Below are 24,224 nucleotides of genomic sequence, written 5' to 3'. Positions count from 1 at the left end.
TCTAATCTAGTCAAAATGGCTAAACATATCTTTGAATGTATTGATGCCCACACTTGCGGAAATCCTGTGCGAGTAATAAAAAAAGGTGGTCCTGAGTTAGTTGGAAGTACCATGAATGAAAAGCGCCTTCATTTCATGAAGAATTACGATTGGATAAGAACAGGTTTGATGTTTGAACCACGAGGTCATGATATGATGAGTGGAAGTATTTTGTATCCACCACACAATCCAGAAAATGATTTTTCTATTTTATTTATTGAAACCTCAGGTTGTTTGCCCATGTGCGGGCATGGAACAATTGGTACTATAACCATAGCTATAGAAGAAGGCTTAATAAAACCTAAAACTCCAGGAAAAATAAGAATGGAGGCTCCTGCCGGTTTGGTAGAAATTGAATACAAACAAAAGGAAAATAAAGTAGAATGGGTTAAACTAACTAATGTTAAAAGCTTTTTAGCTGCAGAAGGTTTGACTATAGAATGTCCCGATTTAGGTGTAATTTCATTTGATGTGGCGTACGGAGGAAATTACTATGCAATCGTAGATCCGCAAAATAATTTTACTGGAATTCAAGATTTTTCAGCAAATATTATCATTCAGTTTTCTCAAATAGTCAGAGATAGAATAAACAAAAAATATCCTAATAAATTTATACATCCAGAAAATGAAACCATTAAAAATGTAACTCATATGTTGTGGACGGGTAATCCAATTAACCCAAAATCTTCTGGAAGAAATGCCGTTTTTTATGGTGATAAAGCTATTGATAGAAGCCCTTGCGGTACAGGAACATCAGCAAGACTAGCTCAGTTATATACTAAAGGGAAATTAAAAAAAGGAGAACCTTATATTCATGAAAGTTATATAGGTAGTACCTTTGTAGGTTGTGTTGAAGAGGAAACTACAATGGACGGCAAAGTAGCTATTATACCAAGTGTAAAGGGTTGGGCTAAGGTTTATGGTTATAATACAATATTGATTGATGATAAAGACGACCCGTATGCACATGGTTTTCAAGTAATTTAAATTTTGAAATTATATTTGATGTCTAAAAATGTTATAATAATAGGAGGTGGAATAATAGGTTTGTGTTCTGCTTATTATCTTCAAAAGGAAGGACACCAAGTTACTATTATCGACAAATCAAATCTTGATTCAGGAGCATCTTACGTAAATGCGGGTTATTTGTCTCCCAGCCATATTATTCCTCTATCTGCACCAGGTGTAATGAAAAAAGGATTAAAATGGATGTTCGATAAATCAAGTCCACTTTATATAAAACCAAGACTAGATTTAGATTTTTTGAAATGGACTTTAGCTTTTAATAAATCGTGTAATCCAAGACATGTAAATAAGGCAATTCCAGTTATTAAAGATATTTCACTTTTAAGTCAAGATTTGTATGATGATATAAAGCGAGATGAAAGCTTTTCATTTCATTATGAAAAGAAAGGTTTACTCATGTTGTGTCAAACAGATAAAATGCTAGAAGAAGAAATTAAAACGGCAAATTTAGCAAAGCAACAAGGTTTAGATGCAGAAGCAATTAGTTTTGAAGCATTGAAAAAGTTAGAGCCAAATACAGATTTAAATGTAAAAGGTGCTACTTTTTATAAATGCGATTCTCATACAACACCTCATGAGTTTATGGCAGAAATTAAAGCTTACTTAAAAGATAAAGGCGCTGTTTTTTATACCAACGAAAAAGTTGAAGATATTGAAATCAAAGGAAAGAAAATAACATCAATAAAAACAAACAAAAACGTTTTAAAAGCAGATGAAGTAGTTTTATCCGCTGGTTCATGGTCACCAATAATAACTAAAAAGCTAGGGATTAAGCTACTAATTCAAGCTGGAAAGGGGTATCGTATTAATACTAAAAATAATACAGGAATAACTATTCCGGCAATATTAACAGAAGCTAAAGTAGCTGTAACCCCAATGAATGGTTTTACACGATTTGCTGGTACAATGGAAATTGCAGGGATTAACCATAATATTAATAAAGTTAGAGTAGAAGCTATAGCAAATGCAGTTAAACGTTATTATCCTGAAATTAATTTAACACAAGAAGAAAAAAATGATGCAGCATGCGGCTTACGTCCTGTTTCGCCAGATGGATTACCCTATATAGGGAAATCTTTAAAATGTAAAAATCTAACAATTGCAGCAGGTCATGCAATGATGGGTTGGACTATGGGAACAGGAACAGGAAAGTTGGTATCTGAGATTATTTCTGAAAAGAAAACGTCACTTGGCTTATCTTCTTTTCATCCAGATAGAAAGTTCTGAATTATTCTAAATCAAAATTCTCTATATCTAAACGCATATTGATTAAATGTTTTTTAAAGCCTGCTTTTTCATAAGCTTTTATTGCAGGAATATTATCTTGATAAACGTCTAATCTAATTTCAAAAATATTCCTTTTTTTGCACCACTTTAGTAATTCGTCAACAATTAATTTATTAATTTTTTTCCCTCTGTGTTGTTTTGAAACAAACATAAAACCTAAATAACCTTGGTATTTATGTTTTAAGTAATGCCTGTCTGTTTTTATTTTTGCATAACCAGATGCTACTATTTCATTATTTATCTCAGCAACAAAAACATCAGAATCTTCACTAGTTATCAGTTCAGAAATATCGTAATAAGTTATTTTTCCTTTTTTTATTGTTGGATCAAAAGGACGTTCAGCTATTATTACACCTTGTTCAAAATCTAATAATATGGGTAGATCTTTTAATGTTGCTTTTCTAACGGAAGGTATCATGGTTTAACTAGACATGTCTGCAATAATCTTCCATTCGTCATTAATTTTTTTGAAAATAATCATAAAAAAACCATCGGCATTTCCAACTTCTCTTTTTAGATGATATTCCCCTAAAACATAATAAGCACCATCACTTATTTTAGATATATCGTTAATTTTAAAACTAAGAATTCCTGTGTGGTCTTTTGTAGGGTAGGCTTTTTTGTATCGTTCTAGAGTATTTTCCCAACCATAAGTAACGCCATTGCTGCCATAAAATTTTAGTGAGTCGCTTTTCCAGTAGCCCTCCATAAAGTCCTCAATATTATTTTTAGACCAGGCAATGCGTTGCGCTTTTAAAACTTTTTGAATCGCTTTTTTGTCTTTCTCTTCATCTTGAGAGAAGCCATTAAAAGCTGTTATTAGGCATAAAAGTAATATTAGTTTTTTCATTTTCAAATCTATTTTGCTTTGTAATTTAATATAAAATCTTCAATTAAAACTTTTCTTAAATAAAAGATAAGTTCTTTAACATTTTCGATGTTAAAAACCATTGGCGGCTTTATTTTTATAACATTATAATCGGGTCCATCAGTACTCATTAAAATACCATAATCTTTCATTCTATTTACAATATAACTGGCTTCATCTTTTAACGGATTTAAATCTTTATCAACCAATTCTATGCCAAGAAATAATCCTTGACCTCTTACATCGCCAATAATAGGTGATTCTAATGATAATTTTTGTAATTCAGTTTTTAAAAACTGTCCTATTTTTAGAGCGTTTTCTTGTAGTTTTTCTTGTTTTATAGTTTTTAAAACTTGAGTACCTATAGCACACGATACTGGATTTCCGCCAAATGTATTGAAGTACTCCATACCGTTGGCAAATTTATTTGCTACCTCTTGAGTACAAGCCACAGCAGCCAATGGATGCCCATTGCCCAGTGGCTTACCAATTGTAACAATATCTGGAATTACATTATGTAGTTGAAAACCCCAAAAGGTTTTTCCCATACGACCGCAACCTGTTTGTATTTCATCTGATATACAAATACCACCTGCTTTTCGAGTATAAAGATATGCCTTTTGTAAAAAGCCTTTTGGTAATTCTATTTGTCCGCCACAACTAATAATAGGCTCAATAATAAACGCAGCTACATTTCTGCCTTTTTTATTTATATTTTTAATTTGCTCATTTACTTCTTGAGCGTATAAATCTCCTGCATTTTCTCCTCTGTATTTACCTCTGAAGGTGTCTGGCAAAGGAAAAATGTGTGTATGTTTGGGGGCTCCGTTGCCTCCTTTTCCATCAAACTTATAAGAACTAATATCTACACAAATATTAGTATTTCCATGATATCCAACTTCTGAAGCTAATATGTCTTTCTCATTTGTTACTGCTTTTGCCATTCGAATGGCAAGCTCATTGGCTTCGCTTCCTGAATTTACAAAATGTATGGCATTCAAATCTGGTGGTAAAGTACTTATTAACTCTTTAGCAAAATGACTAATGTTTTCATGTAAATACCGTGAATTGGTGTTTAGTATGGCCATTTGCTTTTTGCCTGCATCAACTACTTTTGGGTGTTCATGACCAACGTGAGCTACATTGTTTATGGTGTCTAAATATTTACGTCCTGTCTCATCAACTAAATATTGCCCAGATCCACGAACAATTTTTAAGGGCTCTTTATACGAGAGACTTAAACTTTTACCTAAATGTTGTTTTCTATATTCTATTAAGCTGTTTTTCGAGACGAGTTTTTTTGGTTGAAGATTTGAGTTTTTGAAAAGCAAATTTGGATCTGGACAAATACTCTTCCAGACATCAATTTGATTATTGTATGCAACACCGGGAAAGTCATTTTTAAAATCTAATAGTGTAAGCATAACTTGAAAATGCAAATGTGGTGCCCAATTTCCGTTTTCAATACAATTCCCGAGTTCAGCTATTCTCTCGCCTTTTTTAATTTTTTTTCCAACATTTACTTTAGTTACACTGTCAACAGATAAATGCCCATAGAGTGTAAAAAACTCTAAGCTATTTACTGAATGCTTTAAAATAATTAAACCACCATATTCTTTATAACCAAAATCGTTAGTAACTATAACGATTTCACCATCAAAAAGTGCATGGATAGGTGTTTGTTCTGGTAGCCAAAAATCTATACCTAAATGTACAGTTCTACTTTCTTTGCCAGAATTTCCAATTTTATCATAGGCATTTGATGTATATATGGGTCGAGGTTCTAAATAGCCTCCAGATATAATTTTATTAGGGTATTCTTTTTGTAGCTTATTAATCTTGTATTGAAAAAAATCTAAATCATTAAACTCCACCTCATGTCCAATCCAAGTGCTCGAAACACTTAAGTCTAATGAATGGACTTTGTTACTGTTTACGCTCGGGAATAAATCTGATAAATTAAAATCTTGGTCTTTTGTCCAATTTTTATAATCCTTTTCTAGAGGATGTGGATTGAAACCACATGCGTTCCTGAAGCTATATAATGCAAATTTAGAATTTATCGTATACCACTTTTTAAGTAATTCCCAAGCTGGTTTTTCACTTATTAAAAGATACTTGTTTTCAGGTTCTTTAGTTTTATTTATTGCAGATTTTGTTACCGAAATAACTAATCGCATCGCAATAGCAATATATAAATGCTCTAACTCTTCTTTTTTTAAGGCGAATGATTTGTGATAACCTTCAATAATAGCTAATGAAGCTTCTAAGGGGTCATTAAAATCCATAATAGCATATGCACAGGCTACAGCTAAATCGTTAATGATTTGCGTATATATGGCGTCGCCAAAGTCGATAACAGATTTAACTTCTGGGTTAAGTAAATTACCAGAAACTACTATATTGTTATCGTTTGCATCATTATGAATAATACTTTTTCTTAATTTTATATAGCTTTTTTGACATGACTCAAATGATTTTTGAAACGCAGTAACTATAGTTTTTTCTTCTTCGGAAAAAAGGTGTAAATAATTTTTAGTCCAAAGAGATTGAGCAATATCCCAATCAAACTCATAATTTGCTTTTGGATGTTTAAAGTTTAAAAGTATTTTAGTTGTATTTCCACAAGTTTTACCTAAACTATAACGTAGATCTTTTAATTTTGGATTTACATTACTCCATAATCTTCCAGAAACCCATGTGAGTAATCTTACGTAACGTATTTTACCATTAGTGTCTGTAATCTCAGAAATAGTTTTTTCATTTTTGTCTTTTACAACCTTAGGAACTATTAAGTTGTCTTTGTGTAATTCAACATATTGAAGCAATTCTTGTTGAAAATCCAACTTGGAAATGTCTTGGTTTATACCTGAAATTTTTAGAATAAAACCATCTTCATTTGTAACTTTTATCCTGAAATTGAAGTCAACCTCACCAGGAAGTTTTATAGGTTTTGCTGTTATTCCGTAAAGTTTAAATAATATGTCCTCAGCTGTTTTACTTGATATCTTAGAATTCAATATATCGATAAAAGTTTAGGTTATCTTAATTAAGTAAAAATAAAGAATACTACTTTAAAAAGGTTACTCATCGATTAAATTTACACTAAATATTTTTTTAACTAATGTTAATTTGTGTTCATCGATTAATTAGTGGTGTTAGCTTCTAAGTTTTATACTTTTAATTCATTATCAAGTAATTAACTCTCCCTCAAGTTTATTATCTAATCATTAAAAGAAACTTTATTATGGATTTACAAATTACAAACTGTAACAATTTTTTTAAAATTAAAGGAACTTTAAATCGAAATAACTTAGATGTATTTCGAAATGAATTCCGAAATATTTTTGATAAAACCAATACGGTTACTATCAGTATTGAAGATATAGTAAGTATGGATCGTTATGGTGTAAATGCTCTAGCAGAATTACATAACGAATCTATTGAAAAAAATAAAAGTTTTTCAATTATTGGTTTAGGGTGTAAAGATTTATATAATCACTTTAAATCTCAAGTTGCTGCATAAACAGACTACAGCGCATTTTTTTGATTTTTATAAAAGGCATCTGCCTGCAATTGCATAAGTTCCCTCGCTTTTTTGCGCTTGTAATTATAAAGTTCATCTTCAGTTGCTATATCGGTATAAATTCGATCGTTTATAGCATGATCTGTTTTTAATAGAGCTTCTCTTTGATTTTTATTTTGAAGTACGTTAGTTTTAATTGCTGTTTCTTGATCTTCTAATCTAAAATCGTATGCACCCTTTGGCGATAATAGTTTCGCGAAAATAGGAGATGTTTCAATAGCTAAAAAAAGCATAAATATAAAAAAGGATGGAAGCCAAGGTAACTTTCCTAAAGCGTTAACACGAGCCATTAAACCATCAAAGCTATTAATAATAGGCTGTGTATTTACTACTTGTGCTTCATAATCGCCTTTAAGTTTTGCAATATCACTTTCAGCGGTTGCAATTTTTGCTTTATTTTCAGCTTTTAGTAGCTGTAATTCAGCTAAAAGCGCATCATGTTTTTCTCGTTTTTCTTTGTAAACAGGGCCCTTACCCAATAGTTTGGTGCCAGCAGTTCCTTCAGCTTCAGCAATGTAGGTGTCATACAGTTGGTTAACTTCTGCTTCTTTTGTATCAATTTGCTCTTGTAAGGCTAGAATATCATTATTTAAAGCTTCTATATTAGGTGTAAACTGTTCTGCAAGTTGTGTTTTATTAGCAAGTGTTAGCTCATTTTTTTGCTCTAATAACACTTGATTAATTTCTTTTTCAAAAATTTTTAATTCTAAAGGTTTCGAAATTACAACTGCAATAATAATAGCTAAAATAATTCTAGGCGATGCTTGAATGAGTTCATCAATGATATTTCCAGTTTTTTTAATGGTGGAAACAATATATCTGTCTAAATTAAAAATGAGTAGTCCCCAAATGAGACCAAAGAAAATAGAAGTGTAAAGGTTGTCAAAAACAGTAAAGAGTGCGTAGCTTGCAGCAATAAATGCCATAACTGCTGTGAAGAAAACGGTAGCTCCAATACCTGCATATTTGTTTTGTTCACCTACGGAACAATCCTCTAAAATATCTGTATCTGCCCCAGAGCAAATGATAAAAAAACGCTTTAACATAATTTGATTGTTTTTTGATTGATTGACTATTAGAACGTTAAAGCTAATGATTTGTTACATAATCGACTTAAATTTTAAGTGATTTTCCCCTTCTATAATTTCAGAAGATACTTTAAGTGATTTTTTATCAGAGATTAATTTAATAATTTTTTTTGGTGCTACCAATTGATTGTCTAAATAACAAATAGCACCATTTTTTATCATGTCTATAACAATTTGTTCATCTGATTTTTGAGGTGTAAGAAAACTAGGGAAAGGCTCAATTATTTTTTTTTGATGATCACTCATCTTAAGGTAAAGTTGATGTATTCGTGAAAAATCATTTAATTTTATAATTCTTTTGTTTTCTGGTTTTGCTTTAAAGTTTTTTGCTAAAGCATTGTATTCATCTATCTCTTTTTTACTTGCATTTTTTTGGAGTGTGTTTACATCATTTAAAACCATATTATTTAATTCCATTGCATTTACCCCAATCGTAACCTTCCAAGGTGAATTAGAGTTTTTAATATGGCTTAAATCAATAGTTTGATTATCTGAAATCTCTTTTGCTTCTCTTACTTTTGGTGCAGGAGGAGGTGGAGGAGGTAGTAAATAATCTTCTTTTTTAGCTAAAGTATTATAGTTTTTGTAAAGCTTCATGAGATTTTTGTACATCTCTTTTAATTCAGAAGTATTTCCGTTTTTTTGTTTTAGATATTTACTAATAGATTTTCCATATTCATTAGATACTTTTTCATATTCTTTTTTTAATTTTAATAGCTTAGGAGATAAATCTTTATCTGAATCTGTTAAGGGAGACGGTGGTGGCGGAGGTGGAATATTTGAAGGCTCTACTTTTTTTATATGTGGAGGTTCTGGTGGTGGTGGAATATTTGGGAAAGATTCAGCATTTGCCTTTTGTTCTTTTGTCATTAAACTATATAAATACTCCAAGCGTTTTACGTCTTTTAGTTTAATAATACGCTTGTTCTCAGGTTGAGTATTATACTTTTTAGCTAATTTATTATACTCAGCAACTTGTTCTTTTGATGCTCCTTTTTGTTTCACCGTGCTTGTAATAGCAAAAGGCTTGTTTCCTTTTTCACGAATTATTTCTTGGTTATAAGTAACAATCCGATGAAAGCCATAATCAATCACAGCATTATAGATAAACCAAACCTCTTTATCAGATACTACTTTACCGTTATTAACATGAATATTTATTATTCTATTTCGTATTTCAGGAGTAATATCTTGATGTAAATTATTAATAGTTGAGATAAATGTCTCTTTATTGGCGGAAATGCCATCTATTTTATATGTACCATTTTGGAACACTTCAATTTCAATACTCCTAGCTGTATGATTTATACCAGAAGTTTCTGAAGTAACATATTTTTCTACTTTTTTATAAGAACTAAAACTGAAGATAAGGATAGCTAGTAATGGTAAAAGTGCTAAACTCCTAGCCCAAATTTTTGTTTTTGATGTTTTTGTTTTCATAACTGTGAATCGTTTTTTGATTAATGAATAGTTTATGGTATTTACCAATTGGTTGTGAGAAGCATTTGATGAGAATGCTAATAATAATTGTTGATACTGTTTAGTGCTAGTACCATTGTTAATAACAGCTTGGTCTGCTAAAAATTCATGATTTAGTTTTATGTCTTTTTTTATGAAATGTAATAGTGGATTAAACCAAAAAACTATTTGTAGTATTTCAATAAATAATATATCTAAAGCATGCCTTTGTTTAGCATGAACTTGCTCATGTAAAAGAACCTCATTTGGGATTAGGTTGTTCTCGTATTTATTTTTATTGAGAAAAATGTAGTTGAAAAAGGTATGTGGATGTATTAAATCATGTAATAAAACGTTAACAAACTTTTCATTTTTAAACTTCGGGTTGGTTTTTATTTTATGAATAATTTTATAAAGATTTTTAAAAAACCTGAAAGAAAACAAAAGAGCTCCAATGACATAAATACTCCAAATAATTATTGGTAAATAGTTTATCTGTTCTTTAGCCCTAGTAGCATCAAATGCAACTTTGTTTATGTATCCAGTAGTTGAGATTGAGTTTTCTGGTTCTACCAAAACATACTCTGTAAACGTAATAAACGGAATACCGATTGAAATTAAAATCGCAATAATTAGGTAGTAACGCTTAAACGTATGCGCACTTGTTTTTTCTAAAAAGAGTTTATAGAATAACATCAAAATGGCTAAACAAGCACTAGATTTTAATAAGAACAAAAGCATAGTTATTTGTTTTTAATTTCACTATCGATTAAGGCTTTTAAATCTTCCAACTCTTCCTTAGTTAGATTCGTTTCTTTTGTAAAAAACGAAGCGAATTGAGAGGCGCTATCATTAAAAAAGTTTTTTATCAATCCGTTTACATGTTTTGAGAAATAATCTTTCTTTTTTACTAAAGGGTAGTATTGTCTTGATTTCCCAAACAACTTGTAATTTATAAAACCTTTGTCAGTCATACGTTTTAGTAATGTTGCTACGGTAGTATTAGCAGGTTTTGGCTCCGGATAAATGTCCAATAAATCTTTCATAAAAGCTTTTTCAAGCTTCCAAAGGTGATTCATTAATTCTTCTTCTGTTTTTGATAGTTGCATATTCTACAATATTAGAATGTTCTCTACAAATGTAGAATAAAAATATATATTCTACAAGTGTAGAGGTGTTAAAATTGAAAAAATTATGCTTTTTTAGACCGAATACTCTCTATGATTACTGTTGCTAGAATTAAACTTCCACCTATAAAAGTGTTTAGAGTTGGAATTTCGTTTAAGAAAAAATAAGCCATAATAATACCAAAAATAGGTTGGGCGCTACCAATAATACTTGCGGTACTTACCGAGAAATGCTTTAAACTACTTATAAATAAAGAATGCCCTAAAGCTGTAGTGACTAAGCCTAAGATTAAAAGAAAGGGGATTTGCGTTTGTATTTGTTCAATATTTATATTGAATAAAACAGGTATTAATAACAAGGCGACAATTGTACATTGTTGCATCATTAATACGGTTCCATCATATCGGGAAACATGTCTTTTTAAAATAAGATTTCGTAATGCATAACTAAAAGCGGAAAATACACCTAAGAGTATCCCTCTTAAATAAGTGCTTTCAAAATTTATCTCAGGAGCAAGAATATAAATGCCTAATAACACCATGAGGCCTAATATAACATGTATCGGGTTTAGTTTAGATTTTGTAAAAAAAGGCTCTAGTAAAGCAGTAATTACTGGAAACGTAAACATAGAAAGCATACCAACTGCTACATTACTTAATTTTAGAGCTAAAAAGTAAGTTACCCAATGTATACCAAGCAATACACCACCTAAGACAATGGTAGGTAAATCTTTTTTAGATTTGAGTTTAATATTTAACTTTTTGAATTTACAGAATAGAAACAAGAAAATGGCTGCTAAAGCACTTCTAAACCATATAATTAAAGGTGTTGGAAGATCTATATATTTTCCTAATACACCTGATGTACTTATGAATAATGTGGCGAGACCTAATAGTAAAAGGTGATTGGTATGTTGGTTTTTCATGTATATATTCTTAGCTAACTATTAAAGGGTCTGATATAAAGATTTCTTTGGTTTTTAAGTATGTTATAGATGTTCTTCCATTTTTGAAAGTTGCATATTCTTGCGTTTTGTAATACATTTTACAAATTGAAAAAAAATTCAAATTCAATAATTATTATCGATTAAAAGGACGCTCGTTAATCCAGTGAAAGCCTCTTGATTTTAATGGAAATTTTTCTAGTTCTATTTTAGTAAATATTATTGATAGGCTATCTTTTTCTAGTTTTCCATTTAGTTTAAGGTACTTAGAATTTTCAACTTCATATTTAAAGTTAAGACTATCTTTAGCATTGTTTTCATGGTATAGCGATATTCTGCTTCGGGTAGTGTCAGTTATAAATACGTGTTTTAGCAACTCGTCTGTCATCGTTTTAACAATAGCCTTGTCTTTTCGTTCGATTAATAAATAGTTCCATCTTGAATTATCTGTTGTCAATGGTGGAATAGTATCATAATTTCTAACAAAAGTTTTGACTTTCCAAATTCCGTATAATTCGGGTCTATGATTTTCATCACTAATATTCAATTGTCCTAAATAACTTAGAATACAACCAGCAACTAATATTATTGGGAGAAGAATTTTTTTAAAAATGTTTATAATTTTATGATAACCTTCAGATGTTACAGGATGATAATACTTGTATGTTTCTGTAGCTTTATTTGTTATGAATACAGAAGTAAACCGTTTAGCATCTGTCATAAATATTATAACAGCCATTAAAACAAGATGTATTGAAAATAGTTTAACCGGAATATCAAACATTAAATTCATCATGGCAACTTGCGTCATTACACCAATAATAATAAAAGCTCCAAGTGTAGAGGTGCGTCTCCAAATGAGTAAAACTCCACCAAGAATTTCCATTATGCCAGCAAACATTCCAAAACCTTTTGAGTATCCCATGTATGTCCATGCTAAACCCATTGGAGAATACTCACCCATTGGCTGAAGCAATTTAACAAATGAAGGTTGCTGAAACTGAATTTGAAATACTTTTACAAACCCATAAAGTAGCATTGCTGCTACTAAGAAAACCCTTAAGATTACCAAGAACCAATAAAACGACTTATTATAGGATTCCTGATTCTTGTGAAGAATGGACCAAAAAACAGTTATAATTATCGCTAATATAAAGTTTGAAAAAAGCGTAACATAAGCATATGTATTGTCGCCACTTCCATAACCACTTACATCATAGTCGTAGTTTAAACCGATTAGTGTTTTACCAATCCATTTAAAGGGAGTTTCAAACAATCCGCTAGCGAACATTAAAAAAATGTATAGTAAGAAGTAAGAAAATATAAACCTGAAAAACACTTTACTTCCGGCAGACCAATTATCTTTATATATCTGAGATAATAACATTTAATTATTTAATTCTGTGAAATATTTATAAAATAACGGAATAGTTTCGATGCCTTTAAGGTAATTCCATACACCAAAATGCTCGTTTGGTGAATGGATAGCGTCGCTGTCTAGACCAAAGCCCATTAAAATGGTTTTGCTTTTTAATTCTTGTTCAAATAATGATACAATAGGGATGCTGCCACCGCTACGTTGGGGAATTGGGGTTTTTCCAAAAGTGTCTTGGTATGCTTTACTGGCTGCTTTATACCCAATATTATCTATTGGGGTTACATAACCTTGACCACCATGATGAGGTTTTACTTTTACAGTTACTCCTTTTGGTGCAATGCTTTCGAAGTGATTTTCAAATAGTTGTGTTATTTCATGCCAATTTTGATGTGGTACTAAGCGCATAGAGATTTTAGCATAAGCTTTACTAGCAATTACTGTTTTTGCGCCTTCTCCTGTGTAGCCACCCCAAATACCATTAACATCAAGTGTAGGTCTTATAGAGTTTCGTTCGTTTGTTGTATAACTAGCTTCTCCGTAAACCGCATCGATATCTAAAGCTTTTTTGTAGTTTTCTAGACTGAAAGGCGCTTTTGCCATTTCAGCACGTTCTTCTTTGGAGAGTTCTTCAACGTTGTCGTAAAACCTAGGAATAGTAATATGATTGTTCTCATCGTGAAGTGATGCAATCATTTTTGTAAGTACATTTATTGGGTTAGCTACTGCGCCACCATATAATCCAGAATGTAAATCTCTATTTGGTCCTGTAACTTCTACTTCAACATAACTTAAACCTCTAAGTCCAGTAGTGATGGATGGAACATCGTTAGCAATCATCCCAGTATCAGAAATTAAAATAACGTCGTTCTTTAACTTTTCTTGGTTGTTTTTAACAAAGGTTGCAAGATTTGCACTACCTATTTCCTCTTCGCCTTCAATCATAAACTTAACGTTACAAGGTAATTGATTGGTGGCAGTCATAAATTCCATAGCCTTTACATGCATGTACATTTGTCCTTTGTCATCACAAGCGCCGCGAGCAAAAATAGCACCTTCAGGATGCTTTTCTGTATTTTTTATAACCGGTTCAAATGGTGGAGAATCCCATAAATCTATAGGGTCTGGTGGTTGAACATCATAATGCCCGTAAACCAATACTGTTGGTAGACTCTTATCGATTATTTTTTCACCATAAACAATAGGGTAACCATCAGTTTTACATATTTCTACAGTGTTGCACCCTGCTTTTTCTAAACTTATTTTTATAACATCTGCTGTTTTTAAAACATCATTTTTGTATGCAGAATCTGCACTGATAGAAGGGATTTTAAGCAGTTCGATAAGTTCATTTAAAAAGCGATCTTTATGCTCAGATATATAAGATTGAATGTGGTTCATATGTGTTTTTATAAGGATGTATTCAAAAGTATAAAAAAGAATGTTTTTTGATACTATAAAGTTTGCAATTTAAAAATGTTGTTTATATTTGCAGTCCTTTAGCGGGCGTGGTGGAATTGGTAGACACGCTAGACTTAGGATCTAGTGCCGCGAGGTGTGGGAGTTCGAGTCTCCCCGCCCGCACTGTAAAGTAAAAAAGCTTCTTGTAAACAAGAGGCTTTTTTTATTGAATTAAATATTAGCATTTTATCTTACATAATTATGCTAGAAACCTTAGTTTTAAAATTGTTTAGATACTGCTAAAACTTCATAATTAGTAAATATGCTAACATATCGCTATATTGTTTTTTGAAATTTAGATATTTTAGTTCATTAGTGTTTTTAGCTTAAAGAGCATGCATTAAAAATGTTTTGGTCAAACACTCGGTTATAAATAGTAAATATATGAATAGAGGTTATACCATTTTTATCAGTTTTGTTGTGGCATTAGGAGGATTCCTTTTGGGGTTTGATAGTGCTGTTATTTCAGGAGCCATTAATGGTATTACAATGCAATTCAATATGTCTGACTGGGAGCTAGGTTTCTCCGTTGGCTGTGTCATTTTTGGCGCAATGGCTGGTAATATAACTGCAGGACCTTTAAGTGATAGATTTGGTAGAAAAAAAGTACTAATTGTAACAGCTATACTATTTACAGTTTCTGCAACATGGTCTGCTCTGGCAACTAGTTATATTGAGTTTGTTATTGCTAGAATTATTGGAGGTGTAGGTATTGGAGGTGCTATTTTGATTGCACCAATTTATATAGCTGAAGTTGCACCACCAAAATTAAGAGGTAGTCTGGTATCTTTAAATCAGCTTAATATTGTTATTGGTATTTCTGTGGCTTATTTTTCAAACTATTTTTTGAAGGATTTAGAAGGTGAAAGTTGGAGATGGATGTTAGGTGTTGAAGCAATTCCTGCGTTTATTTATTTTATGGCTTTATTTCTGGTTCCAAAGAGTCCAAGATGGCTGATCCAAAAGTTAAGTTTAGTTGAAGCAGCAGAAAAGACTTTAATAAAAATAGGGGGCAATGAATATGCGATATCAACAATTGAAGAAATTAGGCGTGGCATTGCAAAAAAGGAAAATAAAGGAACTTTTTCAGATTTGTTTAGTAGTAGAATGCGTACCATTATTATAATCGCATTTGGTATCGCTTTTTTTCAGCAGATAACAGGTATTAATGCAATTTTTTATTACGCTCCCACCATATTTGAACAGGCAGGAGGAAGTACAGATTCTTCATTTCTTCAAGCTATTGTTGTAGGTTTAACCAATTTAATATTTACACTTATAGCTATTAGATTAATAGATAGATTGGGCAGAAAACCACTTTTGTTAATTGGTACAGCTACTATGGCTATTGCTTTGTCGATGGCAACCATAGCATTTAATAATGCTAGCTATAATTTAAATAGCGTTAATATTACTAAGGTTAAAAATATTGAGATTAAGTCTGCAATTAGTAATTTAAAAGGCGAGATTTTTAATTCTCAAAAAGAATTATTTAGTAATGTAGAACCCTTGTTAAATGAAACTCAATTGCATGAGTTTAAAAGAAATGAAGTCAAGAATTTTATATCTATAAATGCAAATTTAGTACTTATAGCAATTTTGTTATATGTTGCTGCATTTGCAATCTCATTGGGGCCAGTAATGTGGACTTTATTATCTGAAATCTTCCCAGGAAATATAAAAGGTATAGCAATATCAGTAGTTGGTTTTTTTAATTCTCTAGTAAGTTATACAGTTACTCAATTTTTTCCATGGGAATTAACAAACTTAGGTCCTACAGTAACATTTGCAATTTATGCAGGAATGGCAATTTTGTCGTTGCTATTTGTAATGAAGTTTGTAGTTGAAACCAAGGGTAAAAGTTTAGAAGAAGTTGAAGAGTTGTTACTATTAGACTAAATAAACTTCATTTAAGTAATTGCATTGTCCTTTTTACTAAATCAACCGTTTTCATCAGTACACAATAATATTATTACTCAAATTACTTTTTTAGATATTAAGTTAGAAACATCTTTCAACTAAAATATCGTTTTTGCCATCAAGTTTTGTTTAAATTATGGTAGGTAAAGAGGGGTTTTATAAAGATGTTAACATCTGTTATTAAATTATTTTCATCTACAGGATACATAAGCAATGTAAAGATTATATATTTGCAAAATGTGTGTATTTTAGAAGCTATTTTAACTTTTGAATAACGCATTTTATCCATTAAATATAAATCATAATTAAAAGAATGAACAAAGACATTAATTTACAAGCTGCAGATAACATACGGGCATTAGCTGTAGCTATGGTAGAAAAAGCAAAATCGGGTCACCCAGGTGGTCCAATGGGAGGTGCAGACTTTATGCACGTTCTATATTCAGAATTTTTTAATTATGATCCTTCCGATATGGAATGGCCGTTCAGAGATCGTTTCTTTATGGATGCTGGCCACTTGTCTACATTAATGTATGCACAGTATTATCTTTTAGGGAATTATGCTAAAGACGATGTTGCAAACTTCAGACAATGGGGTTCAATAACACCGGGGCATCCAGAAGTTGATGTAGCAAGAGGTATTGAAAACACATCTGGACCATTAGGGCAAGGACATACTATGGGTGTGGGAGCTGCAATTGCAGCTAAATTTTTGCAAGCACGTTTTGGAGATTGGATGAACCATAAGGTATATGGTTTTATTTCTGATGGTGGTATTCAAGAAGAGATTTCTCAAGGTGCTGGTAGAATAGCAGGTCACTTAGGATTGAGTAACTTTATTATGTTTTTTGATTCTAACGATATACAATTATCAACATCTACAGATGAGGTTACTAGTGAAGATACTGCAGCAAAATATGAAGCTTGGGGATGGAAAGTTGTAACTATTGATGGCCATAATCATGATGAAATAAGAAAAGCATTAAAAGATGCTAATAATGAAACTGAAAAGCCAACCTTAATTATTGGTAAAACAATAATGGGTAAAGGTTGTGTAACTGCTGATGGAAGTATGTTTGAAGGGCATTGCGAACTTCACGGACAACCGATAGGTGCAACTGGGGCCGATTATGAAAAAACATTATTGAATTTAGGGGCAAGTGTTGAGAATCCTTTTGATATTTTTAGTGAAGTAAGTGATTTTTATAAAAACATAATTTCTGAAAAAACGGAACAAGCAGCAAAGAAGAAAGCTGTAATTAATGCTTGGAGAAAAGATAACAGTGTTCTAGCAAGTAAATTAGATTTCTTCTTGTCTGGAGAACTTCCTGAATTAGATTTTGAATCTATTGAGCACAAAGCAGGTTTAGCCACTCGTGCGGCATCTTCTAATGTTTTAGGCTATTTAGCTGATAATGTTGAAAATATGATTGTGTCCTCAGCAGATTTATCAAACAGTGATAAAACTGATGGATTCTTAAAGAAATCTTCAGCATTACAAAAAGGTGATTTTAGCGGATCATTTTTACAAGCAGGCGTTGCAGAATTAACCATGTCATGTATAGCAAATGGTATTGCGTTACACGGTGGTTGTATTCCTGTAGTAGCGACATTCTTTGTCTTTTCAGATTATATGAAACCAGCTATTCGTTTAAGTGGTATTCAAGAGTTAGGTGTAAAATATGTATGGACTCATGACGCTTTTAGAGTAGGTGAAGATGGGCCAACACACCAACCAGTTGAGCAAGAAGCTCAAATTCGTTTATTAGAAAAGCTTAAAAATCACAGTGGAAAAAATAGTTTCTTAGCATTACGTCCTGCCGATTCAGCTGAAACTAGTGTAGCTTGGAAAATGGCTTTGGAAAATACAGATACACCATCAGGTTTAATATTATCTAGACAAGGTATAAAAGATGTTCCTGCTCAAGGAGAATCAAGGTATGAAGAGGCTTTAGCTGCAGAAAAAGGTGGGTATTTAGTAAAAGAAGTCGAAAACCCGGATATTGTTCTGATTGCAAACGGTTCTGAAGTTTCTACGTTAGTTGCAGCTTCTGAGATTTTAGAAAAAGAAAATGGATTAAAAGTGAATATAGCTTCAGTGATTTCTGAAGGGCTATTCAGATTACAATCTAAAGATTATCAAAATAGCGTCATTCCTAAAAACAAACCATTATTTGGACTAACAGCTGGCTTGCCAGTAAATTTGGAAGCTTTAGTTGGCGATAATGGTAAAGTGTTTGGTTTAGAGCATTTTGGTTATTCAGCTCCTGCAACTGTGCTAGATGATAAGTTTGGTTTTACAGGCGAAAAAGTAAGTAAACAAGTATTAGAATATTTAAAAACAGTATAAAACGAAACTTATGAAATTTTTTATTGATACAGCAAACCTTGATGACATTGCAGAAGCACAATCTTTAGGTGTTTTAGATGGAGTTACAACAAATCCGTCTTTAATGGCAAAAGAGGGTATTACTGGAGAAGATAACATTATAGCGCATTACAAGAAAATTTGTGAAATTGTTGAAGGCGATGTGAGTGCTGAGGTTATTTCAACAGATTTTGAAGGCATGGTTAGAGAAGGAGAAGCCTTAGCCGCTTTAAATCCTCAAATTGTTGTAAAATTACCTTTAATAGCAGATGGAATTAAGGCTTGTAAATACTTTTCAGATAAAGGGATAAAAACAAATGTAACTTTAGTTTTTTCAGCAGGTCAAGCGCTTTTAGCAGCTAAAGCTGGAGCAACTTATGTATCTCCGTTTATTGGAAGGTTAGATGATGTTTCAACAGATGGTTTAAACTTGATTGCTGAAATTAGACAAATTTATGATAATTACGGATTTCAAACTCAAATCTTAGCAGCATCTGTACGTCATACAATGCATATCATTGATTGTGCTAAATTAGGTAGTGATGTTATGACAGGAGGTTTGTCTTCTATCAAAGGATTGTTAAAACACCCTTTAACAGATATAGGATTAGCTAAGTTTTTAGCAGACTATAAAAAAGGGAATAGTTAAGTATTATTACCCGTTAAAGATTTAAAAGCTTCTTAATTCCAATTCGGAATTAAGAAGCTTTTTTACTTATTGCCACAAATAAAGTTTAGCAGCAAAACACAAAAAATTGCTGTTTCTTTTTGTAACATTTTTGGTGTTAGTAAGTCTACTTAATACAGACTAACACATAATTTCGTAATTTTGTTTTACAAAAATTTTCTTAGCATGGATATTAACGATAGTATTGAATCGCCAATGATGCTTAAAGTTGGGTTCAATAAGTTACTTAAGCATTATGAAAAGTTAGCTAAAAGTAATGATGATTTTTTATCAGCTAAGGCGAAGCGTGTTTTAAAATCTGCTGAATCTTACCCCGAATTAAGAGACGGATTTAGTGATATGCAAATTTTAAAAGATAGAGAGCACGAAATAAGTGTAATTCTTCAAGATTCTTTTGCGCCAGTTTTAACTACAAATGAAATAAAGACTGCATCTGTACCGTTTCATAATTTAATTTTCAACTCTTCAGAACGATTTAAAAATATTATAAATATAGCTGGAGAAGATTTTGAATTGAATATCAAAAATATGCCTGATGATGATAGGTATATTATTGCTTGTACAATTATTTTGAATTTTTGTTACGGATATAATTTAAATTTTAAACGCCCATTTTATTACGAAATACCAGACGCAAATGGTATTCTTCGTTATTATAAAATTCTTTATAATGCTGATTTTTGTGAAATTATTCCAACAGAAAAAGCAAAAAAAATAACTAAAGAAGATTATGATGAATTACTAGATAATTTTGAAAACGTAGCGCTATGGAAAGAAAAATTTCCACCCAATAGCTACATTTTTAAAGGTTTTGTTATCTCAAATATTTTTGATGTTACTGAAGACCAGTCAATTTCAAACATAAAGTCAAGTTTAATTGGTGATGAAAAAAGGAAAGAGGAAGGTTTCATGGATAGCTTTCATGATATTTTTAGATCCCTTTTAGGGATTAACGATATTAAAGTTGGTTTCTCCATTTATAATGAAGAAGAAGATGTTTTTGAGCGTGTATATGGAGTTGGTATGCACAGTTATCTTCTCGGAGAAACAGAGGTTAGACAATGTTCAGACTCATTATGTCATTGGTCCTATAACCGATTATTAAAAGAGAAAAAATATTTTTCAGTTTCTGATGTAGATAGAGATTTTGATATTTCAAAAGGAAAATCGCCACATATTGCCAATTTAAAGAAACAAGGTATTAAGAGTGCTATTTTTGCACCAATTGCCAATGATGATGAGTTAATGGGAATTATAGAGATTGTGTCTTCCACACCTCAAATGCTTAACAGTATTAATGCAAATAAGTTAATAGACGTTATGCCATTTATAGTTTCTGCTGTTGAGCGTTCTAAAAATGATGAAGAAAATTTAATTGAAGCTATAATTCAGAAGGAATGTACATCTATTCATCCAAGTGTACATTGGCGTTTTGCCAAAGAAGCGAAAAATTTCATTAAAGATGAAATGGAAGGAAAAGAAGCTTCTTTTAAAAAGATAGGGTTTGATAATGTTTATCCGTTATACGGTCAGATAGATATAAAAGGTTCCTCTCAAGCGAGAAATAAAGCAACAAAAGGCGATTTAACATTACAGTTAACTGCAGTTAAAAACATTTTAGAAAAAGCTTCTGTTCTAGAAACTTTACCTATATATGAGCAGTTTATATATCAAATTGATACCTATCAAAGAGGGCTTGATGAGAATTTTCAAGTAGATAGTGAACAACAAATTTCAAGCTTTTTTGAACAAGACATGGAACCTTTATTAAAGCATCTTAGTTCAGTTGATAGTTTAAAATATGAGATTCAAGAGTATTATGATAGTATAGATGGTAAAGTAAATATCCTATACAAATACAGGAAAGATTATGATGATACGATATCTAAAATAAATGTAGAAATGGCTTCTTTACTAGATAAAAAGCAAGTAGAAGCACAACAAATGTATCCGCATTATTTTGAACGTTTTAAAACAGATGGTGTCGAGCATAACATGTATATTGGTGAATCTATTACTAAAGAAGATAGTTTTAATCTTATTTACCTTTATAATTTACGTTTATGGCAATTGCAGGTTATGTGCGAAATGGAGAATAGCTATTATCAAATGCGATCTGATTTTCCAGTATCGTTAGATGTAGCGTCAATGATTTTAGTATTCAGCCAACCGCTATCTATAAGTTTTAGAATGGACGAAAAGCAGTTTGATGTTGATGGAACTTACAATGCTAGATATGAAATCGTTAAAAAACGTGTAGATAAAGCCTATATTAAGGGTACCACAGAACGTATTACGCAAAAAGGAAAAATAACTATTGTGTATTCTCAAAAGCAAGACGAACAGGAATATTTGCGTTATGTTAAGTTTTTACAGTCTAAAAACTATCTTGATAACGATATAGAGATTTTAGAACTGCAAGATTTGCAAGCAGTAACAGGGCTTAAAGCTATTCGTGTAAGTGTACTTTACCATAAAAATGAAGATGATAAAGCTTTTTATACTTACGATGATTTAATTAAAGAGATTAGGTCTTAAGTTTAAATATTATTTCTTTAATATCTTAGGTGTTTTTATGTATGATACATAGGAAATACTAGCGTTTTCATCAGGCAAAACATCTTCTAATTGTGCTCCATTTGATTTTAATGCAATGCCAAATGAAAGGACTGAAATAATCATCCCTATCATAAATATGGTATAGGTAATTCTTAAAATTCTATATTTTCGTTCTAATACTTTTCCCAAAAAATAAAGGTCTTTTGTGAGTGAGCTGTAAACATAATTTTTGTCTTTTAAAAGCTCTGTAACTGCCCAGTCGTATTCTTCTAAGCTCATCTTATGAAAATTTCCAAAAAAAGTAAGATTCACTTTTTTATTTTTAACATCTTCTTTAGTAAATTCTCCACTTGTTATGTTTGGTCTTGTAGCTATGATGGACAATACCATGGAAATTACACAGGATAGCGTAAATATTGCTGTTGGATATATTAGGTAAGCATTATTGTCAAGTTTTGAAATTAAATTTGCCAATACTAACGATATAATAATGGCATTTACAGATAGCAAGATATTGGCTTTAGTATCAGCAATATCGCTGAGCTTTATATGGTTTCTTAAGGCTACTCTGTAAAAGGTTTGAATGCCTCGTTCTGGACTTTCATTTTTATACTGAGCTTTGTATTTTGCCTTTAATTCTTCTGTATTTAATTTGCTTTTTCTTTTCTTCTTGGTTTTTAAAAGTTTAGCTAAATTTTTCTCTTTTCTTGGTTGCCAATTTTTTAAAGCATAATCAGTATAAAACTCATGTTTTTTTGTAAGTACTTTTATGTTTTCATTTCTCCATTCAGCTGGAGAATAACTTGCAATACCTTGTACTTCCAATTCTTTTCTTAAAAACTCACTAGCTTCTGCAAAATATTTTTTACCAAAATGCGATGCATCAGCATCTCTAATTATTTTTCCTAAAGATGTTTTAGGAGAGTCCTTAAATTTAGTTGCCATAATGCATTCATTTACGGCTTCTATTGTAGAACTATCAACCTTATTTTTTTCTAGAAAGTCAGTCGCAATTTTTACACTTTCTTCTTCATGCCCCTCTCTTGTTCTAGTGTATCCGGTATCATGTAATAATGCAGCTAGTGTTAATATTTCAGCATCCTTTTCATCAATATCTATGTTGTCCAGAATTTCTTTTAAACTTCTTACAACACGCTCTGTGTGAGTGTAATTGTGGTATATATAAGTTTGGTCTAATTCGTTTTTAAACAAATCAAATACAAATTCTTCTGTAGTTTCAGTTAATCTTGACATAAAAACAAGTTGATTTTTCCACCACAAATTACTAAATTTTAAATATATTATGGTGCTTTATCTTTAAAGATTTTAACTGTAAGGAAACGAAGTTAATATCGACTTATTATCTGTTGAAGCATATTATAAATTAACTAAAAAAAGAAAGGAAACATATTATGCTGACTTGGAAAGAAGTTATCAACTTTTCCGTAAAAGGAAACCCAATTCCAGACCAACGTGTCGAAAAAACAGAAGCCGAATGGAAGGCTCTATTAACTCCAGAACAATATAGAATTACCAGGCTTAAGGGAACAGAACGTCCGCATAGCGGAGCTCTTTGTAGTATTCATGAAGCTGGTAAATACAATTGCATTTGTTGCGAAACACCTTTGTTTGACTCTACTATTAAGTTTGAGTCTGGTACAGGATGGCCCAGTTTCACACAACCTATTAAAGAAAATGCCATTAAGTATGAACGCGATACGGCCTTCGGAATGGTTCGCGTTGAGGTGATGTGCAATACTTGCGATGCACACTTAGGGCATGTATTTCCTGATGGTCCAGAACCAAGTGGGTTACGTTATTGTATTAATTCAGAATCTATGCAGTTAGAGAAAGGTGTTGTAAATGAAAACTAATAATATTCAAATAGCCACAGTTGGAGGTGGTTGTTTTTGGTGCACAGAAGCCGTATTTCAGGAAGTAAAAGGTGTTGAGAAGGTAGTGTCTGGTTACTCTGGAGGTAACGTTCCAGGGCATCCTACATACCGTGAAATTTGCTCAGGTTTAACGGGGCATGCGGAAGTTATCCAAATTACTTTTGATACGAATATCATTTCTTATGAAGATATTTTGGTCATATTTATGACGACCCACGATCCTACAACTTTAAATAGACAAGGAGCAGATAGAGGAACACAGTATCGTTCTGTAATTTACTACCATAATGAGAACCAAAAGGAAATTGCAGAAGTTGTAGTGAAAGAAGTTATGCCATATTATGAAAACCCTATTGTAACGGAAATCTCGCCTTTAGATGTTTTTTATGAAGCTGAAAAAGAACATCAAGATTATTACAGAAATAATAAACAACAAGGGTATTGTAGTTTTGTAATTACACCAAAGTTGGCAAAGCTAAGGAAACTTCATGCAGATAAGTTAAAATAAAATAAACCTACAAGGCTTAGAAGCTTT

The 24,224-nt window shown here is 31.6% G+C and carries 19 protein-coding genes and 1 tRNA gene; 10 read left to right on the top strand and 10 right to left on the bottom strand.

Annotation, left to right across the window (positions count from 1 at the left end; all coding sequences use genetic code 11):
• Nucleotides 1-15: 15 nt before the first annotated feature.
• Both ABD939_RS04520 and ABD939_RS04515 read left to right on the top strand, forming a co-directional pair.
• Complete coding sequence (locus ABD939_RS04520; RefSeq protein ID WP_345164982.1) at nucleotides 16-1,026, top strand: 4-hydroxyproline epimerase; 1,011 nt, start codon at nucleotides 16-18, stop codon at nucleotides 1,024-1,026.
• An 18-nt stretch (nucleotides 1,027-1,044) separates the two neighbouring features.
• Nucleotides 1,045-2,292 (top strand): NAD(P)/FAD-dependent oxidoreductase, encoded by a 1,248-nt coding sequence (locus ABD939_RS04515; protein WP_345164979.1) that lies wholly within the window; start codon nucleotides 1,045-1,047, stop codon nucleotides 2,290-2,292.
• Between the two features lies 1 nt (nucleotide 2,293).
• Here ABD939_RS04515 and ABD939_RS04510 read toward each other — a convergent pair whose 3' ends face one another.
• The 3 genes from ABD939_RS04510 to ABD939_RS04500 are packed head-to-tail and all read right to left on the bottom strand — an operon-like array spanning nucleotide 2,294 to nucleotide 6,240.
• Entirely contained in the window at nucleotides 2,294-2,770 is a 477-nt protein-coding gene (locus ABD939_RS04510; protein WP_345164977.1) for a GNAT family N-acetyltransferase, read from the bottom strand.
• A gap of 3 nt (nucleotides 2,771-2,773) precedes the next feature.
• Nucleotides 2,774-3,202: a YybH family protein gene (locus tag ABD939_RS04505; protein ID WP_345164974.1), complete on the bottom strand. Its 429-nt coding sequence runs from the start codon at nucleotides 3,200-3,202 to the stop codon at nucleotides 2,774-2,776.
• Nucleotides 3,203-3,210: 8 nt separating this feature from the next.
• A complete protein-coding gene (locus ABD939_RS04500) occupies nucleotides 3,211-6,240 on the bottom strand; it encodes an aminotransferase class III-fold pyridoxal phosphate-dependent enzyme (RefSeq protein ID WP_345164972.1) in 3,030 nt (1,009 codons plus the stop codon).
• Between the two features lie 227 nt (nucleotides 6,241-6,467).
• Between ABD939_RS04500 and ABD939_RS04495 the strand changes: the two genes are divergently transcribed.
• A complete protein-coding gene (locus tag ABD939_RS04495) occupies nucleotides 6,468-6,746 on the top strand; it encodes a hypothetical protein (RefSeq protein WP_345164970.1) in 279 nt (92 codons plus the stop codon).
• A gap of 5 nt (nucleotides 6,747-6,751) precedes the next feature.
• Here the strand turns inward: ABD939_RS04495 and ABD939_RS04490 are convergent, their stop codons facing one another.
• From ABD939_RS04490 to ABD939_RS04465, 6 genes are all read right to left on the bottom strand, one after another.
• Nucleotides 6,752-7,852 (bottom strand): DUF4407 domain-containing protein, encoded by a 1,101-nt coding sequence (locus ABD939_RS04490; protein WP_345164969.1) that lies wholly within the window; start codon nucleotides 7,850-7,852, stop codon nucleotides 6,752-6,754.
• Nucleotides 7,853-7,906: 54 nt separating this feature from the next.
• Complete coding sequence (locus ABD939_RS04485; protein WP_345164966.1) at nucleotides 7,907-10,093, bottom strand: M56 family metallopeptidase; 2,187 nt, start codon at nucleotides 10,091-10,093, stop codon at nucleotides 7,907-7,909.
• Nucleotides 10,094-10,095: 2 nt separating this feature from the next.
• Nucleotides 10,096-10,461: a BlaI/MecI/CopY family transcriptional regulator gene (locus ABD939_RS04480; RefSeq protein ID WP_345164963.1), complete on the bottom strand. Its 366-nt coding sequence runs from the start codon at nucleotides 10,459-10,461 to the stop codon at nucleotides 10,096-10,098.
• Nucleotides 10,462-10,544: 83 nt separating this feature from the next.
• Nucleotides 10,545-11,405, bottom strand: a complete 861-nt coding sequence (locus tag ABD939_RS04475) for a DMT family transporter (protein ID WP_345164960.1) — start codon at nucleotides 11,403-11,405, stop codon at nucleotides 10,545-10,547.
• 154 nt (nucleotides 11,406-11,559) lie between these two features.
• A complete protein-coding gene (locus ABD939_RS04470; RefSeq protein ID WP_345164957.1) occupies nucleotides 11,560-12,810 on the bottom strand; it encodes a DoxX family protein in 1,251 nt (416 codons plus the stop codon).
• Complete coding sequence (locus tag ABD939_RS04465; protein WP_345164954.1) at nucleotides 12,811-14,199, bottom strand: dipeptidase; 1,389 nt, start codon at nucleotides 14,197-14,199, stop codon at nucleotides 12,811-12,813.
• A gap of 101 nt (nucleotides 14,200-14,300) precedes the next feature.
• On the opposite strand from ABD939_RS04465, the gene ABD939_RS04460 reads away from it, so the two are divergent.
• The 5 genes from ABD939_RS04460 (at nucleotide 14,301) to ABD939_RS04440 (ending at nucleotide 21,773) form a co-directional block, all read left to right on the top strand.
• Nucleotides 14,301-14,382, top strand: a tRNA-Leu gene (locus ABD939_RS04460).
• Nucleotides 14,383-14,643: 261 nt separating this feature from the next.
• Nucleotides 14,644-16,158 (top strand): sugar porter family MFS transporter, encoded by a 1,515-nt coding sequence (locus ABD939_RS04455; RefSeq protein WP_345164952.1) that lies wholly within the window; start codon nucleotides 14,644-14,646, stop codon nucleotides 16,156-16,158.
• 334 nt (nucleotides 16,159-16,492) lie between these two features.
• Nucleotides 16,493-18,529, top strand: coding sequence for a transketolase family protein (locus ABD939_RS04450; RefSeq protein ID WP_345164949.1), 2,037 nt, complete (start codon nucleotides 16,493-16,495; stop codon nucleotides 18,527-18,529).
• A gap of 10 nt (nucleotides 18,530-18,539) precedes the next feature.
• Nucleotides 18,540-19,196: a fructose-6-phosphate aldolase gene (gene fsa / locus ABD939_RS04445; protein WP_345164946.1), complete on the top strand. Its 657-nt coding sequence runs from the start codon at nucleotides 18,540-18,542 to the stop codon at nucleotides 19,194-19,196.
• 204 nt (nucleotides 19,197-19,400) lie between these two features.
• Nucleotides 19,401-21,773, top strand: coding sequence for a GAF domain-containing protein (locus ABD939_RS04440; protein ID WP_345164943.1), 2,373 nt, complete (start codon nucleotides 19,401-19,403; stop codon nucleotides 21,771-21,773).
• Nucleotides 21,774-21,782: 9 nt separating this feature from the next.
• On the opposite strand, the gene ABD939_RS04435 is transcribed toward ABD939_RS04440, so the two are convergent.
• On the bottom strand, nucleotides 21,783-23,048 hold the full coding sequence (locus ABD939_RS04435) for a Pycsar system effector family protein (protein WP_345164941.1): 1,266 nt from the start codon (nucleotides 23,046-23,048) through the stop codon (nucleotides 21,783-21,785).
• Nucleotides 23,049-23,206: 158 nt separating this feature from the next.
• Here ABD939_RS04435 and msrB point away from each other — a divergent pair, with 158 nt between their 5' ends.
• The gene (msrB, locus tag ABD939_RS04430) at nucleotides 23,207-23,668 is read left to right on the top strand and encodes a peptide-methionine (R)-S-oxide reductase MsrB (RefSeq protein ID WP_345164936.1); all 462 of its coding nucleotides are present in this window, start codon (nucleotides 23,207-23,209) and stop codon (nucleotides 23,666-23,668) included.
• Nucleotides 23,658-24,197 carry a peptide-methionine (S)-S-oxide reductase MsrA gene (msrA, locus tag ABD939_RS04425; RefSeq protein WP_345164933.1) on the top strand — a complete coding sequence of 180 codons (540 nt, stop codon included), beginning with the start codon at nucleotides 23,658-23,660 and terminating at the stop codon, nucleotides 24,195-24,197. Before msrB ends, msrA begins: the two co-directional genes overlap by 11 nt.
• Nucleotides 24,198-24,224 lie beyond the last annotated feature (27 nt).

Origin of the sequence: Algibacter aquimarinus, from assembly GCF_039543265.1 — a bacterium.
Taxonomy (GTDB): domain Bacteria; phylum Bacteroidota; class Bacteroidia; order Flavobacteriales; family Flavobacteriaceae; genus Algibacter_B; species Algibacter_B aquimarinus.
Note: the sequence above shows the minus strand (reverse complement) of the source record. Positions and strands in the feature narration are given on the sequence as shown.

What these genes read in the sequence shown, in the direction of transcription:
- ABD939_RS04505 (WP_345164974.1), bottom strand. Translation starts at nt 3,202, where the DNA reads ATGAAAAAACTAATATTACTTTTATGCCTAATAACAGCTTTTAATGGC.
- msrA (WP_345164933.1), top strand. Translation starts at nt 23,658, where the DNA reads ATGAAAACTAATAATATTCAAATAGCCACAGTTGGAGGTGGTTGTTTT.
- ABD939_RS04520 (WP_345164982.1), top strand. Translation starts at nt 16, where the DNA reads ATGGCTAAACATATCTTTGAATGTATTGATGCCCACACTTGCGGAAAT.
- ABD939_RS04510 (WP_345164977.1), bottom strand. Translation starts at nt 2,770, where the DNA reads ATGATACCTTCCGTTAGAAAAGCAACATTAAAAGATCTACCCATATTA.
- ABD939_RS04515 (WP_345164979.1), top strand. Translation starts at nt 1,045, where the DNA reads ATGTCTAAAAATGTTATAATAATAGGAGGTGGAATAATAGGTTTGTGT.
- ABD939_RS04435 (WP_345164941.1), bottom strand. Translation starts at nt 23,048, where the DNA reads ATGTCAAGATTAACTGAAACTACAGAAGAATTTGTATTTGATTTGTTT.
- ABD939_RS04490 (WP_345164969.1), bottom strand. Translation starts at nt 7,852, where the DNA reads ATGTTAAAGCGTTTTTTTATCATTTGCTCTGGGGCAGATACAGATATT.
- ABD939_RS04455 (WP_345164952.1), top strand. Translation starts at nt 14,644, where the DNA reads ATGAATAGAGGTTATACCATTTTTATCAGTTTTGTTGTGGCATTAGGA.
- ABD939_RS04470 (WP_345164957.1), bottom strand. Translation starts at nt 12,810, where the DNA reads ATGTTATTATCTCAGATATATAAAGATAATTGGTCTGCCGGAAGTAAA.
- ABD939_RS04440 (WP_345164943.1), top strand. Translation starts at nt 19,401, where the DNA reads ATGGATATTAACGATAGTATTGAATCGCCAATGATGCTTAAAGTTGGG.
- ABD939_RS04450 (WP_345164949.1), top strand. Translation starts at nt 16,493, where the DNA reads ATGAACAAAGACATTAATTTACAAGCTGCAGATAACATACGGGCATTA.
- msrB (WP_345164936.1), top strand. Translation starts at nt 23,207, where the DNA reads ATGCTGACTTGGAAAGAAGTTATCAACTTTTCCGTAAAAGGAAACCCA.
- ABD939_RS04465 (WP_345164954.1), bottom strand. Translation starts at nt 14,199, where the DNA reads ATGAACCACATTCAATCTTATATATCTGAGCATAAAGATCGCTTTTTA.
- ABD939_RS04495 (WP_345164970.1), top strand. Translation starts at nt 6,468, where the DNA reads ATGGATTTACAAATTACAAACTGTAACAATTTTTTTAAAATTAAAGGA.
- ABD939_RS04480 (WP_345164963.1), bottom strand. Translation starts at nt 10,461, where the DNA reads ATGCAACTATCAAAAACAGAAGAAGAATTAATGAATCACCTTTGGAAG.
- ABD939_RS04485 (WP_345164966.1), bottom strand. Translation starts at nt 10,093, where the DNA reads ATGCTTTTGTTCTTATTAAAATCTAGTGCTTGTTTAGCCATTTTGATG.
- ABD939_RS04475 (WP_345164960.1), bottom strand. Translation starts at nt 11,405, where the DNA reads ATGAAAAACCAACATACCAATCACCTTTTACTATTAGGTCTCGCCACA.
- fsa (WP_345164946.1), top strand. Translation starts at nt 18,540, where the DNA reads ATGAAATTTTTTATTGATACAGCAAACCTTGATGACATTGCAGAAGCA.